Raw genomic sequence first — 19,541 nt, forward strand, 5'->3', positions numbered from 1 at the left:
CCGCTTGAAACCACAACCACGACGCGCATATCCCTGACCATGAACCGCCGCCGCCTCCTCGCCCTTCTCGCCGCCGGTGCCACCGCCACCGCCACCGCAACCGGAGCTTTCGCCCTGTCGCCCCGCAACCGCTATTACTCCGGCCCGCCCGCCCACAATTTCGACGGCACGCGCTTCTTCAACCCCGGCGGCGCGGCGCCCAGGGGGTTCGGCGACCTGCTGAAATGGCAGACCGGCGGAAACCGCGCGACATGGCCCGAGGGCATCGCCATCAGACCGGTAAAACCCGCGCCCCGCGTGGACGACCTCACCATCACCATGGTCGGCCATGCCACGCTCCTGATCCAGGTGGCGGGCCTCAACCTGCTGACCGATCCCGTCTGGTCCCTGCGCGCCTCCCCCTTCTCCTTCGCGGGCCCCAGACGCGCCACCGCCCCCGGCATCCGCTTCGAACACCTGCCAAAGATCGACGCGGTCCTGCTGACGCATAACCATTACGACCACCTCGACACCGGAACGCTGCAACGCCTGCACGGCACCCACGACCCGCTGGTCATCACGCCGCTGGGCAATGACACCATCGTCCGCGACGCCGTCCCGCAAATGCGCGTGCAGACCGGCAACTGGGGCGACACACTCGCCCTCGCCAATGCCACGGTCCATTTCGAACCCTGCCACCACTGGTCCGCGCGGGGCACGCGCGACCGGTCCATGGCGCTCTGGTCCGCCTTCGTGATCGACACGCCCGCAGGCCGCATCCATCACATCGGCGACACGGGCTTCGACCAGGGCCGCCCCTACCGCCACCTGCCCGACAAGCACGGCCCCATCCGCGCCGCCATCCTCCCCGTAGGCGCCTATGAACCCCGCTGGTTCATGCGCGACCAGCACCAGAACCCGGCCGAGGCGGTGGAAGGCTTCCTCCTCTCCGGCGCGCGCCACGCCGTGGGCCACCACTGGGGCACCTTCCAGTTGACGGACGAAGCCCGCGACGCCCCCCTCACCGCCCTCTCCGACGCGCTGCGGTCCAAGGGCATAGACGCCGCCCGCTTCCGCCCCCTCGCCCCCGGCGAGGCATGGGAAATCCCCGCCTAACCCTTCCGCCGGAAGGTCAGGTAATGCGGCTCGCGCCCCTCGCGCAGCGCCTTCTGCTCATAGCGGGTGGAAATCCAGTCCTCCCACGCGGCCCCCGCCCCCGACTGCGACACAAGGTCAAAGCCCGCCACCGGCACCTCTTCCAGCGTCTGGCGCACGTAATCGGGAATGTCGGTCGCCACGCGGAACTCCGCCCCCGGCATCATCACCCGCGCCAGCGCCGACAGATATCCCTGCGTCACGAACCGCCGCCGGTGATGGCGCGCCTTGGGCCACGGGTCGGGATAGTTCAGAAAGCACTTCGCCACGCACGCATCCGGCAGCACGTCGAACAGGTCGCGCACATCGCCCGGATGGATGCGCAAATTCTCCACCCCCGCCGACCGGATCTTGCCCAGAAGCATCGCCACGCCATTCACGAAAGGCTCGCAGCCGATGATCCCGACACCGGGATAGCGCGCCGCCATATGCACCAGATGCTCGCCCCCGCCGAACCCGACCTCCAGCCACAGGGGACGCCCGCCGAACAGCGCCACGGGGTCCAGCATGGTGCGCGACGGGTTCTCCTCCACCGTCACGCCCTCCAGCCGGACCTTGCCCAGATCCTCGGCCAGATACTGCTTCTGGCTGGCGCGCAGCGTCTTGCCATGCACCCGCCCGTAGAAGTTCCGCCGCTCCGGCACGGCAGGAATCTCGTCACGCGTCGTCTCGCTCATGGCAGGCCCCATTGGTTGCAGCGCGCGCCCTAGTCCGCCCGCGCCCCATGGTCAAGCCAAAGCCGACCCCGCCCTTCATCTCGGCTCAAATACTCTCAGGGGGAGTCCCCGCCCCTGCGGGGACGGGGGCAGAATGCCCCCCGCGCCTTGGCCCGCGCGCCCCGCGCGGGACAAGGCTTCCGGCTTGCGGGCGGCACCGCCCGCTCCGCCAGATCAGCGCCGCAAAATGGAAACGGCGCGCAGGTCGCCCCCGCGCGCCGCCAGACCGCCAGAAAAGGCGAAATTACTTCACGGCCTTCTTCAGCGCCTCGACCAGATCGGTCCGCTCCCAGCTGAAGCCGCCATCCGCCGTCGCCTCGCGCCCGAAATGGCCATAGGCCGAGGTGCGGGCATAGATCGGACGGTTCAGCCCCAGCTTCTCGCGGATGCCGCGCGGCGTCAGGTCCATGCATTCGGCCACCGCGCGTTCGATGGCCGAAGCCTCGACCGCGCCCGTGCCATGGGTGTCGACATAGATCGACAGGGGCTTGGCCACCCCGATCGCATAGGACACCTGCAGCGTACAGCGATCCGCCAGCCCCGCCGCCACCACGTTCTTGGCCAGATAGCGCGCGGCATAGGCGGCCGAACGGTCCACCTTGGTCGGGTCCTTGCCCGAGAAGGCCCCGCCACCATGCGGGGCCGCGCCGCCATAGGTATCCACGATGATCTTGCGCCCCGTCAGGCCCGCATCGCCATCAGGCCCGCCGATCACGAACTTGCCCGTCGGGTTCACCCACCATTCGGTCTTGGCGGTGATCCAGCCCGCAGGCAGGATCTCGCGGATATAGGGCTCCACGATGGCGCGGATGTCGTCCGAGGTCTGCGCCTCGTCCAGATGCTGGGTCGACAGCACGATCGACGTCACCTCGACCGGCTTGCCATCCTCATAGCGCAGGGAAAGCTGCGACTTGGCATCCGGCCCCAGCGTCGGTTCCTTGCCCGACTTCCGCACTTCGGCCAGCCGCCGCAGGATCGCGTGGGAATACTGGATCGGCGCCGGCATCAGTTCCGGCGTCTCGCGGCAGGCATAGCCGAACATTATGCCCTGATCGCCCGCGCCGTCACGGTCCACGCCCTGCGCGATATGGGCCGACTGTTCATGCAGCAGGTTGTGCACGGTCAGGGTGTTCCAGTGGAACTTGTCCTGCTCGTAGCCGATATCCTTGACGCAATCGCGCACGATCCCCTCGACCCGCGCGAGCATGGCCTTGGTCTTGGCTTCGGTCGACAGACCGACTTCCCCGCCCACGACGACCGTGTTGGTCGTGGCAAAGGTTTCACAGGCAACACGGGCATTCGGCTCTTCCGACAGGAAGGCATCCAGAACCGCATCGGAAATGCGGTCGCAAACCTTGTCGGGATGCCCCTCCGACACGGATTCGGAGGTGAAGACATAGTTCAGACGGGACATGGGAAGTGCTCCATTAGGGTTACCCCCGCCACGCCAGGAAGCCGTTGTGGCGGTTCGATGCGCTTGCCTAGACGCAGCACCCCACCCCGTCAAGCCGCCTTCCGCCGCCCCGCCAGAACCAGCGCCGCAGCGCCGCCGATCAGCAACAGCACCACCGGCCATTCGCCAAAGCGCGCATAGGGCGTCGCGGGCAGCGCGGCGGGAAGCTCCACGTCCAGATAACCCGTCTCGCCCAGGGGCAGGCTCTCCACCACCCGCCCCCGCGCGTCGATCAGGGCCGAAATGCCGGTATTTGCCACCCGCACGAAGGGCAGCCCCTGTTCGATCGCGCGCAACCGCGCCTGCGCCAGATGCTGGTAGGGGCCGGTCCATTCCCCGAACCACGCGTCGTTCGTGATCTGCAGGATCCAGTCCGCCCGCTCCGGCGCGTCCAGCAAATCCTGAGGAAAGACCGCCTCGTAACAGATCAGCGGCAAGACCTTGCCCAGCTTCGGCCCGAGATCGAGCACCGCAGGCCCCGCCCCCGCCGAATAACCGTTCCCCTCCTGCGCGGCAAAGGCCACCAGCCCGAACCAGCGATAGGCCAGATCGCCGAAGGGGATGTATTCGCCAAAGGGCACCAGATGGTGCTTGTCATAGCCCGCCATCACGCGTCCGTCCGGCCCGATCACGGCAAGGCTGTTCCAGAACCGCCACCCCTCCACCCGCTGCACACCCACCGCCACGGGACTGCCGCGCCCTGCCTTGCCAATGCGCGCGCCGACCTCGGGATAGTCCTCCAGCAGATAGGGCACTGCGGTTTCCGGCCAGATCGCCAGATCGGGGCGCGACCCCGCCTCGGTCAGCGCCAGTTGCCGCTCGAAGAAGACGCGCGCCAGATCGGGGTCCCATTTCAGCCCCTGCTCCGCATTGGGCTGCACCAGTCGCAGGAACACCCCCGTCCCACCGGGCACAGGTCGCCCCTCGCGCCACAGGCCATATCCCCACGCCCCCGCCAGCAGCGCCGCGGCGACCAGCGCGGGCAGCATCCGCGCACGCGACAGCAGCGCCGCCACCCCCAGCACCAGCCCGGTCAGCGCCAAGGGCCCCGCCAAAGCCGCCACCTGCGCCACGGGCGTTCCCACCCAGACATGACCGGGCATCGCCCAGGGAAAACCGGTCAGCACATGGCCTCGCCCCAGTTCGGCACCCGCCAGCGCGACCACCAGCCCCGCCAGCGGCCAGCGCCCCCGCGCCCCCGCCCAGACCGCCGCAGCCCAGAACAGCGCCAGCCCGAAAGACAGGAACACCACCGCAAAGGGCGCCATCCAGCCATGGGTTTCCGGCTCGACCAGAAAGGGCTCGACGATCCAGTTAAGCGCGCAGGCGAAATAGCCCGCGCCCCCGAACCAGCCCAGCCAGACGCGCCCGCGCGCTGCCGTCAGGACCAGCCGCAGCATCCCCGCCAACGCGGGCAGCGTCACCCACCACCATCCCAGCGGTGCCTGACCCAGCGACGCCACACCACCCAGCGCGAAAGCCGCCCCCGCCAGCCGCCAGCCGGGCCATTCCGCCCGAAGCGCCGCGCGCAGGGGCGTCATCACGCCTCGGCCGCCTTTTCCGCCGCCGCGGTACCCGCCCCCGGCAGACGGATGCGAAGCCGCTTGATCCGGCGCGGGTCGGCATCGATCACCTCGAACTCGGCGCCGCTCTCATGCGCCACGACCTCGCCCCGCGCGGGCACGCGGCCCGTCCGCAGGAAGACGATGCCGCCGACGGTGTCGATCTCCTCGTCATCCTCGTCCTGACGCAGCCGCAAGCCGGTCGCCGCCTCGATCTCTTCCAGCGGTGCATGGGCCATGGCGACAAAGACGCCGGGCTTCTCCTCTTTCCAGAGCGCGCCCTCCTCCTCGTCATGCTCGTCCTCGATCTCGCCGATGACCGTCTCGATCAGGTCCTCGATTGTGACCAGTCCGTCGACCCCGCCATATTCGTCGATCACCAAGGCCATATGCACCCGCTCGCGCTGCATCTTCTGCAGCAGCACGCCCACCGGCATGGACGGCGGCGCATAGAGAACCGGCCGCAGCAGCTTTTTCAACGAGAAACGGCCCGACGCCCCGAACCCGTGCTGAAGCGCAAGGTCCTTCAGCAGCACAAGACCCTGCGGATGGTCCAGCGTGCCCTTGTAGACGGGAACGCGCGAAAAACCGTGTTCGCGGAACACCTCCACAAGCTCGTCCTTGCCGATGTCCAGCGGGACCGCGACGATCTCGACCTTGGGGACGGCCACATCGTCCACCCGAAGCCGCCGCAGGTTGCCGAGTCCCGGTACCGACCCGCCCCCCGTTCCGGACGGCGCCGCACCGGCCCCCGTTCCGGCCTGCCCCGATCCTGCCTGTTGCGGCATGTCCTCGGGTGCGGGGGAAAACGCACTTAATAACCTTTCGAAAAAGCCGCGCGTGGCTGGCTCTCCGTCACCGTCAGTCGATCCCTGCGCGCTGCGCGCCGCCTCTGACCCGTCGCTGCTACTGCCCATTGGTCCTTCTTCCAAAGCGCCCCGTCACGCGGGTGCATCCGAATATGGGTCCGGAAGGCCCAGCGATGCAAGTATCCGCACCTCCAGCCCCTCCATCACCGCCGCATCCGCATCCTCGACATGGTCATATCCAAGGCAATGCAACAGACCGTGCACGACCAGATGCGTCACATGATCCGCCATCGGCTTTCCCGCCGCCTCGGCCTCGCGGGCGCAGGTCTCGTAGGCGATGGCAATGTCGCCCAGCTCGCAGGGCTCGTCCGCGTCACCCGCCTCGGGCGCTTCGGGCAATCCACCGATCTGATCGGCCGCGCGCTCTTCCGACGGCCATGACAGCACGTTGGTGGGTTGCGGCTTGCCGCGGAAATCCGCGTTCAACTCGGCGATGCGTGCATCGTCACAGCCCATCAGCACGACGGAAAACCCGTCGCGCCCAAGCCCGAGCGTCCCCAGCGCGGCATCACAGGCCCGCTCGGCCAGCGGCTCCAGCCCGAAAGCGTCCCAGCGCGCGTCTTCGATCACGATATCAACGATGCTCATGGCCCGCCCATAGCCCAGTCCGCGGAAAACCGCAAACCACCCGCCGGACAAGGCCGTAACCGGTGGCGGGGCGCGGCGCATGGCATGCGCCCCGCGCTCCGTCCGGTCAGGCCTGCGGCGTCTCGTCCGCCTCGTAGGCCTCGATGATCCGCGCGACCAGCGGGTGGCGCACCACGTCCTTGGCCGTGAAGTAGTTGAAGGTCACGCCCTTCACCCCCTTCAGGATCCGCTCGGCATCCTGCAACCCGCTGGGAACCCCGCGCGGCAGGTCGATCTGGGTGCGGTCGCCGGTGATGACCATCCGGCTGCCCTCGCCCAGTCGGGTCAGAAACATCTTCATCTGCATGGTCGTGGCATTCTGCGCCTCGTCCAGCACGATGAAGGCGTTGGACAGCGTCCGCCCGCGCATGAAGGCCAGCGGCGCGATCTCGATCCGCTTTTCCTCCATCAGCTTCTGCACCTGCTTTTGCGGCAGGAAATCGTTCAGCGCGTCGTAAAGCGGCTGCATGTAGGGATCGACCTTCTCCTTCATGTCGCCGGGCAGGAAGCCGAGCCTTTCGCCCGCCTCCACCGCGGGGCGCGACAGGATGATCTTCTCCACCGCGCCCGAGATGAACATCGTCACCCCCACCGCCACCGCCAGATAGGTCTTGCCCGTACCCGCAGGCCCGATGCCGAAGCCCAGTTCGTTCTGGAACAGGTTGGCGACATAGGCCTTCTGCGCCTCGGTCCGCGGCTCGATCGGCTTCTTGCGGGTCCGCAGTTCGATCCCGCCTGCCGAGAACATCTCGATCTGCTCGCCTTCGGCCATGGGGCGGTCAGGCATGGGGCGCCCCATCCGCATCGCGCCGTCGATATCGCCCGCCTGCACGCCGCGACCCGATTCCAGCCGCGCGTAAAGCGACCGCAGCACCCCTGCCGCCTGTTCGCGCGCACCCTTCTCGCCGATCACCGCCAGACGGTTGCCCCGTCTCAGGATATGGACCCCGATCTGGTGCTCGATCTGCGCCAGATTGCGGTCGAACTCGCCGCACAGGTCGATCAGCAAACGGTTGTCCGGAAATTCGAGCAGCGTTTCCACAACGTCCTCGGAACGGGTCGGGGGGGTCAGCGCGCTGATGCCCAAAGGGCTCTCCTTCTACAAGGGCTTCGCCAATATGTTGATGATGTGCCTCGTCTGGCCACAAGGCAAGCACCATTCACCACCTTTACGCCACTCTGCCCATCCTTTGTGCATTCCGCATGACAGGGGCCGCAAATGACAAGGGGGCCGCCTCCACAAGAAGGCAACCCCCCGATCGGTTCCACGCCTCGGTCTGTCCGCGGATCAGCGCTTCGGCACCCAGTCGCCAAGGGCGGCGGACTCGGTCTCGTAGGCGCCGATGACCGTTCCAGGCGGATAGCGGTTGTTGCAGATGGGCAGACCCGAGACAGGGTCGAAGCGGGGGCTGGAATAGCCCTCGATCCCGTCATCGATCAACCAGTTCTGGCAGCCGTCCGGATCATAGGCAATCGCCGCCTCGCCGTTCTTCAGCGTGCCGCGGTCGAGGAAGCCGCGGTCCTGTCCCGTCGCGATCACGCTGTCCGGTCCACCATAGGGTGTGATACCGCAGGCCGAAAGTCCAAGCCCCATCATCACGATCAGCCCGCTCAGGGGCGCAGTCTTACCAACCATCACACTCACCAATTGTAGCAGACGACTTCGACACGGCGGTTCTGCGCCATGCCCTCGGCGGTCGCGTTGCTGGCACGCGGCTGCCGTTCGCCATAACCGATCTGACGCTCCACTGGCGCGCCGACAGAGCGCGCCACATCCGCCACCGCCGCCGCCCGCCGGTCGGACAGCCGCATGTTGTACTCATCCGACGCGCGGCTGTCGGTATGCCCGTAGATGGCATAGCCGAAGGCCCCCGCCTGCTGGAAGAATTGCTGCAGATAGGCGCGGCCGGACGCCGTAAGCGTCGCGCTGTCCGTTGCGAACAGCGTGTCCGTGTTCTGCACCATGCACAGTTCTTTTTTCAGACAGACGGGCTTACCGGTATGCGGATCGCGCCGCGGGACCATATAGCCCTCGACGCCGCCATCGGCCCACCAGTGCATGCAGCCGTCGCGATCGACCCAGGCCCCCCACTCGATCCGTCCGGTCACTTCCTGGGCCATCACAGATGTCGGCGCGCCCACGGCCAACGCCAGACAAATCGCGCTCAAAAGCGCGCGCAGCGAGTATCGAAACAAGCCGAAGCCCTCCTCGTTACACAGATCACCAACAACAGATACTCATGGGCAGGATTGGCCCCGCCTTTCGGATAAGGCAAGCGGAATCAACGATTCACCAGTTTTGACGCAGGGTACCACCCCCCGTTTCGCGCAACACTTGCGGGGGCCTCTCCGTCACTGTCGCCACAGGCGAAACGGCGGCGGCGAATCAGATCCGCTCACCCGCCAGCGAATTGGGGGCCGAGGCGGCGATGCGGACCCGCACCAGATCGCCCGCGCGCCCCTGCGGATCGGTCACGTGGACGGCGTGCAGGTGGTCGGACTTGCCCACCATCTGCCCGGGCAGACGGCCCGCCTTTTCGTAAAGGACACCCACCTCGCGCCCCACCATCGCCTCTTGCGCCGCGCGCTGTTGGGTGGTGATCAGCGCCTGCAACTCCTGCAGGCGCGCATCGGCAACCTCTGCCGCGACGGGGTCCTTTTCGGCTGCGGGCGTGCCGGGCCGGGCGGAATATTTGAAGCTGAAGGACGCACCGAACCCCACCGTGCGGATCAGGTCCATCGTATCGGCGAAATCGGCATCGCTTTCACCGGGGAAACCTACGATGAAATCGGACGACAGCAGGATGTCGGGCCGCGCCGCGCGAATGCGCTCGACCAGACGGAAATACTGATCCCGCGTGTGCTTGCGGTTCATGGCCTTCAGGATGCGGTCCGATCCCGACTGCACGGGCAGATGCAGATAGGGCATCAGCTTGGCCTCCTCGCCATGCGCGGCGATCAGGTCATCCTCCATGTCGTTGGGATGGCTGGTCGTGTAGCGGATCCGCTCCAGCCCGTCGATGCGCGCCAGTTCCCGCACCAGCCGCGCCAGACCCCAGACGCCCCCCTCGCCCTCACCATGATAGGCGTTGACGTTCTGGCCCAGCAGCGTGATCTCCTTCACGCCCTTGTCCACCAATGCCCGCGCCTCGCGCAGCAGCCGTTCCGCCGGACGGCTGACCTCGGCCCCGCGGGTATAGGGCACCACGCAAAAGGCGCAGAACTTGTCGCAGCCCTCCTGCACGGTCAGGAATGCCGACGGGCCGCGCAGCACCTTCCGCTCGGGCAGGTGGTCGAACTTGTCCTCGGCCGGAAAGTCGGTATCGACGGCCTTCCGCCCCTGCGCCACCTCGCCCATCATGCCCGGCAGGCGGTGATAGCTCTGCGGTCCCACCACCAGATCGACCAGCGGCATCCGGCGCAGGATCTCTTCACCCTCGGCCTGCGCGACGCAGCCTGCCACGCCGATCTTCAGGTCGGGCTTGGCCTGCTTCAGCGGCCGCAGACGCCCAAGGTCGGAATAGAGCTTCTCGGACGCCTTCTCGCGGATGTGGCAGGTGTTCAGCAGGACCATGTCCGCCTCTTCGGCCACCTCGGTCGTGACATAGCCCTCGGCGCCCAGCGTCTCGGCCATGCGCTCGCTGTCATAGACATTCATCTGGCAACCGTAGGTCTTGATGAAAAGCTTCTTCGGCTCCGCCATGACGCACCCCTGTTCCGCAAGCCGGTCCCATACACGCAAATCGCCCCCCTTCGCAATCGCACAGGCCACCCCGCGCGCCCGCAAAGGGGCTTGCAAAGCCTGCGCCCATGCCGGACTCTCCGCCCCGACGAACGACCGCGGCACCGCGGCGGCAGGACAAGCGGTAAACAAGCGTAACCGGGCAGTGCGATGCGGTATGACAGCCTGACAGCCTATCTGGCGTCCATCGACAAGGCCCGACCGAAAGGCCCCCTTGCCATCATCATGGCCGAGGACGCGGTGGAACTGGACTCCACCCTGCGCCACCATCTGTCGATCGGCTTTCGCGATATCCTCCTGCTCGCCCCCGACGGCGTGGAACCGGACCCCGAAGTCGCCGCAAGGATCATCCGCATCCGCCACGACGTCCATGCCGAGAACGCGCTTCCCGAGGCCGTCAACACCGTGGCGGCTGCCTGCGCCGACATCTGGATCTATTACTGCTTCAACGCGGAATACCTGTTCTTCCCCTTCTGCGAGACGCGCACGATCCGTGACCTTCTCGCCTTCCACACCGAAGAACGCCGCGACGCGATGCTGACCTATGTCATCGACCTCTATGCCGACGATCTCGACCGGTATCCCGATGCGGTGAACCTCGACACGGCACAACTGGACCGGTCGGGATATTATGCGCTGGCCCGCCCGGACCCCGACAACCACTGGCACCCGAAGGAACGGCAACTCGATTTCTTCGGCGGCCTGCGCTGGCGATTCGAGGAACATGTCCCCCCGACACGGCGAAAGATCGACCGCATCTCCCTGTTCCGCGCGCGCAAGGGGGTTACGCTACGCCCCGACTTCACCTTCTCGGACGAGGAATACAACACCTACGCCTGCCCGTGGCACAACAACCTGACGGCGGCGGTATGCTCTTTCCGCACGGCCAAGGCGCTCAAATCCAATCCGGGGTCGCGCTGGGGCATCGCCACCTTCAACTGGCACAATTCCACCCCGTTCAACTGGCATTCGCAGCAGTTGATGGACCTCGGGCTGATGGAACCGGGTCAGTGGTTCTGATCCGCTGAAGGCGGGAAGGTTCAGGCTGCACGCTGTGCGCCACCTTCGCCGTCCCGCGCCGCCAGCAGCGCCCGTCGCAGCATCCGCGGGAACTGGATGCCAAAGGAAAACCCGTCGGGTTTCAGCATCGCGCGCAGTTGCGCCACCGCCCGTGCGCCCCGCAATTCGGGGCGGGCCATCTGTTGCCGTCCCGATGCCAGCGCAGGAAGGGCGCGCTCGATCCATCGGACTTGCGCGTGCGTCAGGAACTGGTCCGCATTCTCGCCGAACAGGAAGGACTCGCAGGGAATGCCATTGGCCCAGACGATCTCGTGCCGGTCAAAGAGCAGGTGGAAATACCGCGTCCGCGGCAGGGAACGGTCAAGCTCGATCCCGCCCAGTCCGCAGAAATCCTTGGCCGGAACCAGAACCTCGACACTGCCCGTGTCATGCCGGAACCTGTCGGCGCGCAGCGCGATCCTGTGTTGCCGCGACAGGCGCAGGTCCCCCGCGGGCAGTCCCGCGCCGAACAGGTCGCCCGGGATCAGGACGGGGCGCTTCGTCTCCTCCGCATCCGGTCCGAACACCTCGTCCCGATACCCGATCCAGCGCAGCACCTGCCAGCCGTGATCCTGCGTCAGCACCAGATCGCCCGCCGCCAGCGATTCGACCGGACGATAGCCGCCACGGGTCAGGATGCGCGTGCCCTCGCAAAAGCAGACCACGAATTTCAGCAGCGCCACGCCACCGTCATTGTCGCTGGCCGAAGCAATCACCCCACCCGACAGCGCGATGTCCTCGCTATCCGCCAGTTCGGCCCCCGGTTCGCCCGCATCCGGCACGACCAGTTGCGACGCGGTCAGCAGCGAGACGACGCCCGTCGCGGGATTGACCGCAATCTCGACGAATTTCAGACCGCCCTGCTCGCCCCCGATGGCCAGATAGGGGCCGCCCGCCCCGTCGACAAAGCGCAGGGCGCTGATGTCGGACCAGATGTTGTCGGCCTGTCCGACCAGCGTCAGATCAAAGGTTCCGTCGCCCCGCGCATCGGGATCGACGCGGAAGATCGTCACATCGTCATCCGTGCCGCCCACGAAAAGATAGGTTCTGCCGTCGATCTCGCCCCATGTGGCAGCATCGACATCCCAAAGCCCCGTCTGCGACCCCGACGGCGAAAGCAGATCGCGGGTCAGACGGTTGCCCTGCGGATCGGTCTCGGTCGCGCCGTTCTGGTCATCGCCCCGCGCATTCTGGAAGACCAGCGTCCCGTCCGGCCCCGCAAGGAAGAGCGACAGCCCGCTTTCGCCCGACACCGCCACGAAATGCTGGCCGGTGCTGGTCGAATACGCCTCCAGAAATCCGAAAGAGGCACCGTCGCCATCGGCCAGATAGTTCTCGGCCGTGCCGTTGCCGTCCACGATCCGGCTGACCTGCGTCAGCGCGCCCGTTGCATCGTCGACACGGTAGCTGATCAGGCTGTCCGACGCCCCCGAGGATCGCGCCAGAAGATAGGTCGTCGTTCCGATCCGCAGGGTGGACACGTCCGCGACGAAATCCAGCGTCGTGGAACTGGTCAGGGCGCCGGTCTTGGTCAGCACCCCGCCCGCCGAAAGCTGCGCGATCCCGATACTGTCACCCGCCGCATCGGCGGTATAGACAAAGGTGGTCCCGCCCGCGGTCGCGACCGCCACGATATCCTGCACCTGCTGGTATCCGGCCCCTGCCGAGCCTGCGGACAGCTGGCTGATCTTGCCGCCCAGATCACCCGCCCCGTTGGCCAGAGGCGCGGTCTGCCCCGTGCCTGCGGGGTTGATCACCTGCCCATAGGTCGGCGACAGCGGATCGGCGTCGATCTCGTAGACCGCGATCCCCGCCGACGAGGTTCCGATCTCCGAGGTGATCAGGAACATCCGCCCGTCGGGCATCGTCACCAGCTCGACCGCGCGGGTTCCCGACGTCTCGACCTGCGAGGCGTCGGTCACATTGTCCACGACGACAGGTTGAAGATCGGTCGAAACGGTCATTTCCGGCACTCGGCACAAAAGTCACGCCCCCGTTTCCCGCGCGTTTATGGCAGCAAAGGGGCAGCCCGCGACTGCTGCAGGCAGATGTTTCCGAAATGGCAACAATCCGGACGAACTGCAGGGAATGGTGACGGATTGCAGGTTCAACCTGCCACGTTCCGGCCAGCATAGGTGACGGATTGCCCGCTGGACTGACGAGTTGCAGCCCCTGCGCACCGGCCGCGACCCATCGCGGCCACCTTTTCGCCACAATCTGCCGCTCGGTCACTTTGTTTTCACCTTGACCCTGCCAAGTCCTTGGAAACATAGCTTGACCATGCCCGTATCCGACCGCACCAAAGCTGCGCCAATTCCTGTCCGGCTCCTGTTTCTGGGGCCTTTCGCCTTGACCGAACGGCAGATACTGGGCCTCTTCACCCACCGATATGTGCTGCTTCTGGTCTTCTGCTGCGTCGTGCCCACCTTCTGGGCCCAGTTCAGCCGCGACGATGGCAGTTCCGCGTCCATCGGCCTTGTCACCCTGTTCCAGCTGGCGCTCGCCACCTCGGTCGTACTCGGACTCCAGCTGCTCTGGGGTCGCGTGGTCCTGCACAGGGGCAAGGGATCGGTGCATCTGTCCCCGCTCATCCTGCTTGGCGTCATAGCGGCTGCCGGCACCGGCAGGGCGGTCTCCCCCCTGTTCGGCACGGATGACCTGTCGGACTGGCGCGGCTTTGCGATACTTGTTCTGGTCGGCGTCGCGACAGGCGAACTTGCCGCGCATTTCTGCGCGCGCTTCATGCTTGAAGGCATTCTTGCCGAACTGTCCGGCGCGCCTGCCGCGGCCGCGCCGGAAGAACCCCGGCCCGCAGCCGCGCCCCTGCGCCCCGAACCGCGCGCGATCCTGCTGGGCCAGACGCGCATCCCCGTCGATGCGCTCCGCTCGGTCCAGGCGGCGGGAAACCGCGTCAACGCCACGCTGCGGAGCGGACGGGTGCTGACCGCGACCACAAGCTTCTCCTCGGTCACCGACCAGCTTGCCCCGCAGGACGGCATCGCCATCAGCCGCTCTGTCTGGCTGGCCGCCACCGAAAACCCCGTTCCCCTGCGAAAGGCGGGCGAACTTTTCCTGCGGCTGGACGACGGCAGCGAGTGGAAAGTGGCCCGCCCCCGCCGCCATGACGTGCAGGCGTGGCTGGAGTCGCGGGCCTAGCCGTTCTGCGCCTGCCGTCCCGCGCGGGCGCGCTCCAGCTCCTGCTCCATCAGCCAGCCCTGCACCTCCTGCTGGCGGGTGCGCGCGACCTTGATCGACCGGCCATCCCGCATCGTCAGGAACAGCCGTCCGTCATGGCGCGTCTGGTCGACGAAACCGTTGCGCGCGATCCAGCACGACCGGCTGACCATGATCCCGTCACCGGACTGCAACTGTGCCGTCACCGATCCCAGTGTCGCCTTCTCGAACAGGCGCCCGTGGGCGGTCTGGGCGAGAACATAATTCCCTTCCGCCTGCACATAATGAAGCGCCGCCTTGTCCACCGTCCGCGTGCCAACGGTGACCAAAGTCTCCTCGCCACCGGCACCACCGGACTGCGCGCTGCCGGCCCGCAATTCGCGCAGGACGGGCTTGGCCACGAACAGGAAGGAAAAGGTGGCCCCCACCTCGCCCAGCATCAGGATGATCACGACATTGCCCAGAAAATGCGCCGGCCCCTCGACCATCGCGCGGCCCGTCAAGGGCTTCAGCAATTCGTCAATCACGCTGACCGCCAACACGGCGATGGCGATGATGACCGACAGGTGGATCTCCCGCGTCCGGCGCGCCCAGAGGCGGATCAGCAGCATGACGATCATCATGATCATCACCGAAAGCACCAACCCCTGCATCGCGATCGCCGTCGCCTGCCACCAAGTCGGCGCGTTCAATCCGACCAGCATGCCAGGCAGGACGAAAAGCGAGAAAAGGATCAGGAAGTACCGATGGCGCGCCATACGGCGCACTTCATCAGCGGTGATGTGCAGCGGGCCGCAATTGATCAGCCGCAACTGCAATTCGTCACTTAGCATTCGCTTAACCCGCAAGATCTAGAAAGCTTGTCACCGTGGTCTTGGGGGTGGGGTCGTCTACGCCGTTCTCGGGGCAGACGTTACCTTCGGCGATGGCCTGCATCAACACCTGTTTAGAACGGACTGTAACGGTCCGGATTTAGCGGGGGCAGACATCTTCAGGGGGCTCTGCCCGGCGTGCGACCCTACCGCCAAGGCGACGACGGGCCGGGAAACGCGGCCCGGTACAAGGGCAGAAGGCCTTTTGCAAACTCCGCGTCCGGTTCGTGGGGGCAACCGGTCACGGGGACCGATCCGGCCGGACACACTCACATGTGTCCGCGCCGAACCGTCTATCTGTGCATGTACTTTGCAAGGCTGCCATGAGTCCCGTTCTTCCCACGACCCGCTTTGCCAGCGCGGGCAGTGCATCCCGTTGTGACACGGCCCACCCCCGCCGCGCCCCCGCAGCAAGGCGACAGGCGGGCCGGTTCCGGCATCCCACCCCTGCCCGCGTCCACCCGATGCAGGTGTCGTGATGGCCACGATCGATGCAAGCAGCGGCAACGACACGATTGCCGGCACCACCGCCGATGACGTGATCGACGCGGGCGGCGGGGCAGACTCTGTCAGCGCGGGCGCAGGAAACGACACGATCTTCGGCGATACCGGACCCGCCACGCTGGCGACGGCCCAAGGCAGCCTGACCGACCCCGTCAACACCGACAACCTCTCGGACAGCGGGGCCACCGAAACCGCCTCGACCCGCGCCGTGACCTTTGTCGAGACGGCGGACGGACATCTCTACCTCGTCACCTCCGAACGGCTGTCCGCCACCGCGGGCATCTCGACCTACCGCATCGACAACGACCCGTCCTCGCTGACCTACGGCCAGATCATGGACGCGCCCGGCAGTGGCACCACCGGCCCGAACGGCAACGGCACGGCGGACCTTGCAGGCAAGATCGCCTCTCTCACCGCGACGGCCAATGGCGACGGATTTTCCGATATCCAGAGCCTTGCCGCACTTACCCTGCCCAACGGCAACAGCTTCGTCTACTCGGCCGACATCGCCCGCGACACCATCGGCATCGCGGTTATGGGCAGCGGCGGCATATTGACCGAAGGAGCCTCTCTCACCAGCGCCGCCAATCTGGACGAGGTGCAGAGCCTGTCTGTCGTCACCGTGGACGGCCAGCCCATCCTGCTCGCCTATGCCGGTGGCACGACGGATGCGCTGACCAGCTACGCCATCGACCCCGACACGGGGGCGCTCAGCCTCCTCGGTCGGGCAAATGACGGCAGCGGAACGGGCGAGACATTCCTCGCAGGCGATGCAAGCCGCGGCCTCGTCTCGGGCTTCACCAATTCGGCGGGACAGACCTTCGTCATCGGCGCGGGGAACGAGAATGGCATCTCGCTCTGGACGGTCGGCCCGACCGGCAGCTTCACCTTCCAGAACGCGCGCGGCAATGATCAGAACGGCGCGACGGAAACCGATCCGCAGGGCAACACGCTGGAGCGGGATCTGATCAGCCCTGCCGGATCGCAAACCGGCCTTGGCGGGGTGGATGCGGCCACATGGGCAGAAATCGGCGGCCAGACCTATCTCTTCGCGAGCGGCGATGATGACGACATCACCGTGTTCCGGATCGATCCGGACAGCCGCGGCGATGGCACATTCGACCTGACCCTCGTCGGCCAACTGGACGACGTCACCTCGGATATCAGCGCGCTCCAGACCATCACCACAGCGGATGGCGGCGTGGTGCTGGTCGTGGGCGGCGAACAGGCGGGGCTCAAATTCCTCGACGTGCGGGTCGATCCGGTCACCGGCATCGTCACCTTCGAACCAGACGTGCAGACCGTCGCCGACGCCGCCGAAACGGGGGCCGAACTGGCCGACAGCGAATCCATCGCCGTCGCGGGCGGACTCGTCGCCTCGGCCAGCGACAACGATTCCGGCGTCGCCCTGATCAACAGCGGGATCGAGCCCGCCTCGTCGGGGCTGGGTTTGAACCCCGTCAACAGCGACAATATCGCAGACGGCGGCCAGACCGAGACCAACGCGATCCGCAGTGTGGAACTGGTCACCACCGCCGATGGCCGACTGTTCATGATCACCTCGGAACGGTCCAGCGCCACGACGGGCATCACCTCCTACGAGATCGACAACAACCCCGCCTCACCCACCTACGGGCAGGTGCTCAACCCCGTCGGCAGCAGTCTGACCAACCCGACCGGAAGCGCCACCTCCGACCTTGGCGGCAAGATCGACTCGGTCACCACAGCCACCGATGGCACGGGCGTGCAAGACGTGCAGGACATGGCAGCCGTCACCCTTCCGGGCGGCAGCTTCCTGTTCACGGCCGATGCCGCCAACGACACCATCGCCATCATCCGCGTCGAATCAGACGGGCAACTGACCAAGGCCGCGACCGTCACCGGCACGGGGCTTGACGTGGTGCAAAGCGTCGACGTGGTCGAGGTAGGCGGTCAACCCATCCTGCTCTCCTATTCCGGCGGTACGTCCGACCGCATCGCCAGCTGGGCCATCGACCCTGCCACCGGCGGGCTGACCCAGCTTGCCAGCGTGACGGACGGCAGCGGAACGGCAGAGAACTTCCTGCAGGGCAGCGACACGACCCATGGCCTTGTCGAAGGCTACACCACCGCAGACGGCCGCACCTTTGTCGTCGCGGCAGGAAACGAACAGGGACTCTCGCTCTACACACTCGACAGTGGCGGCCAGTTCACCTTCCAGAACGCGCGTGGGGACGATCGTAACGGCCCGACCGAGACAGACCCGCAGGGCAACACGCTGGGTCGCGACATCTTCTCGCCCTCCGGTTCGCAAACGGGGCTGAACGGCGTGGATGCAGCCGTGTTCGGCGAGATCGACGGAAAGCTCTACCTGTTCGTCGGCGGCGACGATGATGACGTCACCATCTTCCGCGTGGATCCCGACAGCCGCGGCGACGGCACCTTCGACCTGACGCTCGCCGGTCAGGTCGATGACATCACCGCCGACATCAGCGCGCTGCATTTCATCGACACGGGCCGCGGCGGGACGCTGGTCGTGGGCGGCGAAACCGGCGGTCTGCGCTTTGCCGAGGTGTCGGTCGATCCGGTCACGGGCATCGTGACGCTGAACCTCAACTCGGTCGAGACGGTCGCAGACGGCAACGATCCTGGCGCGGAACTGATGGACTCCGAAGCCATCGCCGCAGCAGGTGGCATCCTCGTCTCGGCCAGCGACAACGACAACGGCGTGGCGATCCTGACCACCAGCGTGTCCAGCCTCGGCATCGGCGGGGCGGACGGGAACGACACGATCGACTCTGGCGCCGGCAATGATGTGGTCTATGGCGGCGGGGGTGCCGACAGCATCGTGGGTGGCGACGGGGACGACACGCTCGACGGCGGAACCGAAGCCGACACATTGGACGGCGGGGCGGGCAATGATTGGCTTACGGGGGGCGCGGGGGCAGATGTCTTTGTCGTCGACGGGGCCGATGTCCTGACCGATTTCGACGCCACCACCGGCATTCAGGGCACGGCGGGCGCCCCGACCGGCGACAACGACTTCGTCGATCTCTCCGGCTTCTACAATGACCAGACCCTTGCGGCCTGGAATGCGGCCAACCCTGCGTCCACCTATTCCAACCCGCTGGCATGGATGAAGGCCGACTTTGCCGATGACGGCACGCTGCAATCCGCGGGGAGATTGCGGATCGAGGGTGCGGGACTGACCGCCAACAGCTTCTCGGCCGAGAATACCGCGATTGCCTGCTTCACCCGCGGCACCCGCATCCGCACCGCAACGGGCGAGGTCGCGGTCCAGCACCTTGTCCCGGGCGATCTGGTCCTGACGCTCGACCACGGGTTCCAGCCGCTCCGCTGGATCGGGGCGACGACCGTGCCTGCGACGGGCCGCTTTGCGCCCATCCGTTTTGCGGCAGGCGCGATCGGCAACCGCCGCGCCCTGCGCGTCAGCCCGCAGCACCGCATGATGCTGACGGGCTGGCAGGCCGATCTCCTGTTCGATGCACCCGAGGTTCTGGTCGCCGCACGGCTTCTTGTGAACGACCGCACGATCCGGCGGCACGAAGGCGGAACGGTGGACTATTTCCACCTTCTCTTCGACGCGCACGAGATCATCTATGCCGAAGGGATCCCGTCTGAATCCTTCCACCCCGGGCAACAGACATGGGCCGGACTGGGCGAGGAGACGCGCGCCGAAATCCTTGCCCTTTTCCCAGAACTGGCCAAGGGCGGGCTTGCCGCCTATGGCCCCTGCGCCCGTCGCTGCCTCACCGCGCGCGAGGCGAGCGTTGCCGCACACCTCCTGCTGGCCGGTCAGACCGCCGCCTTCCTCGCGACCGGCTGAGAC

General features: G+C 66.6%; 15 protein-coding genes and 1 riboswitch. Of the genes, 4 read left to right on the forward strand and 11 right to left on the reverse strand.

The annotated features are described in order from the left end of the window. Window positions 1-39 precede the first annotated feature (39 nt). Complete coding sequence (locus GU927_RS05945) at window positions 40-1,095, forward strand: MBL fold metallo-hydrolase (RefSeq protein ID WP_161761419.1); 1,056 nt, start codon at window positions 40-42, stop codon at window positions 1,093-1,095. Here the strand turns inward: GU927_RS05945 and trmB are convergent. From trmB to miaB, 9 genes are all read right to left on the reverse strand, one after another. Beyond that, window positions 1,092-1,811: a tRNA (guanine(46)-N(7))-methyltransferase TrmB gene (gene trmB / locus GU927_RS05950; protein WP_217765541.1), complete on the reverse strand. Its 720-nt coding sequence runs from the start codon at window positions 1,809-1,811 to the stop codon at window positions 1,092-1,094. The two genes, GU927_RS05945 and trmB, sit on opposite strands and share 4 nt — an antisense overlap. 283 nt (window positions 1,812-2,094) lie before the next feature. Beyond that, window positions 2,095-3,264: a methionine adenosyltransferase gene (gene metK, locus GU927_RS05955; RefSeq protein WP_161761421.1), complete on the reverse strand. Its 1,170-nt coding sequence runs from the start codon at window positions 3,262-3,264 to the stop codon at window positions 2,095-2,097. Window positions 3,265-3,270: 6 nt separating this feature from the next. Further along, window positions 3,271-3,320, reverse strand: a riboswitch (SAM-SAH riboswitch). Between the two features lie 33 nt (window positions 3,321-3,353). After that, a complete protein-coding gene (gene lnt, locus GU927_RS05960) occupies window positions 3,354-4,835 on the reverse strand; it encodes an apolipoprotein N-acyltransferase (RefSeq protein ID WP_394357661.1) in 1,482 nt (493 codons plus the stop codon). Between the two features lie 8 nt (window positions 4,836-4,843). Beyond that, complete coding sequence (locus GU927_RS05965) at window positions 4,844-5,782, reverse strand: transporter associated domain-containing protein (RefSeq protein WP_161761422.1); 939 nt, start codon at window positions 5,780-5,782, stop codon at window positions 4,844-4,846. A 24-nt stretch (window positions 5,783-5,806) separates the two neighbouring features. Further along, window positions 5,807-6,322, reverse strand: coding sequence for an rRNA maturation RNase YbeY (gene ybeY / locus GU927_RS05970; protein WP_161761423.1), 516 nt, complete (start codon window positions 6,320-6,322; stop codon window positions 5,807-5,809). A 106-nt stretch (window positions 6,323-6,428) separates the two neighbouring features. Beyond that, the gene (locus GU927_RS05975; protein ID WP_161761424.1) at window positions 6,429-7,448 is read right to left on the reverse strand and encodes a PhoH family protein; all 1,020 of its coding nucleotides are present in this window, start codon (window positions 7,446-7,448) and stop codon (window positions 6,429-6,431) included. 201 nt (window positions 7,449-7,649) lie between these two features. Further along, window positions 7,650-7,997 carry a hypothetical protein gene (locus tag GU927_RS05980; protein ID WP_161761425.1) on the reverse strand — a complete coding sequence of 116 codons (348 nt, stop codon included), beginning with the start codon at window positions 7,995-7,997 and terminating at the stop codon, window positions 7,650-7,652. A gap of 5 nt (window positions 7,998-8,002) precedes the next feature. Next, complete coding sequence (locus tag GU927_RS05985) at window positions 8,003-8,482, reverse strand: OmpA family protein (protein ID WP_161761426.1); 480 nt, start codon at window positions 8,480-8,482, stop codon at window positions 8,003-8,005. A gap of 265 nt (window positions 8,483-8,747) precedes the next feature. Further along, a complete protein-coding gene (gene miaB, locus GU927_RS05990) occupies window positions 8,748-10,064 on the reverse strand; it encodes a tRNA (N6-isopentenyl adenosine(37)-C2)-methylthiotransferase MiaB (RefSeq protein ID WP_161761427.1) in 1,317 nt (438 codons plus the stop codon). Between the two features lie 189 nt (window positions 10,065-10,253). Here miaB and GU927_RS05995 point away from each other — a divergent pair, with 189 nt between their 5' ends. Further along, a complete protein-coding gene (locus tag GU927_RS05995) occupies window positions 10,254-11,123 on the forward strand; it encodes a glycosyltransferase family 2 protein (RefSeq protein ID WP_161761428.1) in 870 nt (289 codons plus the stop codon). 20 nt (window positions 11,124-11,143) lie between these two features. Here GU927_RS05995 and GU927_RS06000 read toward each other — a convergent pair whose 3' ends face one another. Then, window positions 11,144-13,126 (reverse strand): Hint domain-containing protein, encoded by a 1,983-nt coding sequence (locus GU927_RS06000; RefSeq protein WP_161761429.1) that lies wholly within the window; start codon window positions 13,124-13,126, stop codon window positions 11,144-11,146. Window positions 13,127-13,442: 316 nt separating this feature from the next. On the opposite strand from GU927_RS06000, the gene GU927_RS06005 reads away from it, so the two are divergent. Continuing rightward, window positions 13,443-14,318, forward strand: coding sequence for a LytTR family transcriptional regulator (locus tag GU927_RS06005; RefSeq protein WP_217765542.1), 876 nt, complete (start codon window positions 13,443-13,445; stop codon window positions 14,316-14,318). Here the strand turns inward: GU927_RS06005 and GU927_RS06010 are convergent. Beyond that, entirely contained in the window at window positions 14,315-15,169 is an 855-nt protein-coding gene (locus GU927_RS06010) for a LytTR family DNA-binding domain-containing protein (RefSeq protein WP_161761431.1), read from the reverse strand. The genes GU927_RS06005 and GU927_RS06010 overlap by 4 nt on opposite strands. 517 nt (window positions 15,170-15,686) lie before the next feature. Between GU927_RS06010 and GU927_RS06015 the strand changes: the two genes are divergently transcribed. After that, entirely contained in the window at window positions 15,687-19,538 is a 3,852-nt protein-coding gene (locus GU927_RS06015; protein ID WP_232489135.1) for a Hint domain-containing protein, read from the forward strand. Window positions 19,539-19,541 lie beyond the last annotated feature (3 nt).

Source organism: Paragemmobacter amnigenus, assembly GCF_009908265.2.
In the GTDB taxonomy this organism is placed as follows: Bacteria; Pseudomonadota; Alphaproteobacteria; order Rhodobacterales; family Rhodobacteraceae; genus Paragemmobacter; species Paragemmobacter amnigenus.